This window comes from Nguyenibacter vanlangensis, from assembly GCF_013376155.1.
GTDB classification, from domain to species: domain Bacteria; phylum Pseudomonadota; class Alphaproteobacteria; order Acetobacterales; family Acetobacteraceae; genus Gluconacetobacter; species Gluconacetobacter vanlangensis.
In genome coordinates, this window is the sequence record NZ_JABXXP010000778.1 from 1 (window position 1) to 1,251 (window position 1,251).

Below are 1,251 nucleotides of genomic sequence, written 5' to 3' on the forward strand. Positions count from 1 at the left end.
TGGGCCACCCGCAACCTGGCGCACCCGCCCTTGTGGCTGATCTGGCTGGCGGTGCCGCTCTATCTGGCCGCAGGCTCCTGGGCCAGCATGCAACTGGGCCTGCACGAACTGATCGGCGCCTATTTCGCCGGGGCGATCATGCCGCCAAGCTGGGTGCGCCGCCTGCCGGTCGAACGGGTCGGCACGTTCTCGCTGATCTGGCTGGCCCCGATGTTCTTCGGCCATAGCGGACTGCATATCGACGGCGACGCCCTGACCTGGCCGTCGGTCGTCGCGTCGCTCTCGCTGGTGGCGATTTCCATCGTGACCAAGATCGGCGCCGTCTATCTGTTCCCGCCGGCGGCGGGGCTCAGCCGCCGCCAGGCGCTCGGCATCGGCGCGCTGCTGCAATGCAAGGGGCTGATGGAAATCGTCGCCGCGACCATTCTGCACGGCCAGGGCATGATCTCCGAATTCGCCTTCGCCTCGCTGATGGTGCTGGCGGTCATCTCGACCACCCTGACCGGCCCGATGTTCCGCCTTCTCTCCCCCCGGCCGCGCCCCGCGCCGGCCTCGTCCGCATCGCGCGCCATGGCCACCGCCCGCTGACGCTGGTGCTCCAAACCTTGGCGCGCCGGCCGGGACGCTACCCGATCACCGCCATGCGCCGGACATCGACCAGCCCGTGATCGGTGATCTTCAGGTGCGGCACGACCGGCAGCGGCAGAAAGGCCAGTTGCAGGAACGGCTCCTCCAGCGTCACCCCGATCGCGCGGGTGGCGCCCCGCAACGCTTCCAGCCCGGCACGCACCGTCTCGAACGGCGCATCGCTCATCAGCCCGGCGATCGGCAATTCCAGCTCCGCCTGGACCGCGCCGTCCACCACGACGACGAACCCGCCGCCGATCGCGGCCAGGCGGTTGATCGCGACGGCCATGTCCGCGTCATCCGTGCCGACCACGCACAGATTATGCGCATCATGCCCGACCGACGACGCCAGGGCCCCCCGCCGCAACCCGAACCCGCGCACGAATCCCCGGCCGATATTGCCGTTCAGCCCATGCCGCGCCACCACGGCCACCTTGGCCACGTCCCGCGCCGGATCGGCCGTCACCTGGCCGTCCCGCTCCGGCAGGTCCATGGTCAGGAATTCGGTGATGATCTGGCCCGGCACGATGCCCATCACCGGCCGTCCCGCGCCAGCGCCCGGCACGACGAAATCCTCCGCCGTCACGGGGCGCTGCAACCGCACGCTGCCGTATCCGGGCGGCT

The 1,251-nt window shown here is 70.3% G+C and carries 2 protein-coding genes; one reads left to right on the forward strand and one right to left on the reverse strand.

All coding sequences use genetic code 11. From position 1 onward, the window contains the following. The coding region (locus HUK84_RS18945) for a cation:proton antiporter (protein ID WP_176641605.1) at positions 1-588 on the forward strand (588 nt) is incomplete at its 5' end. A 37-nt stretch (positions 589-625) separates the two neighbouring features. Here HUK84_RS18945 and HUK84_RS18950 read toward each other — a convergent pair. Next, positions 626-1,251, reverse strand: a 626-nt coding sequence (locus HUK84_RS18950; RefSeq protein WP_281362865.1) for an adenine deaminase C-terminal domain-containing protein, incomplete at its 5' end; no start/stop codon positions are given.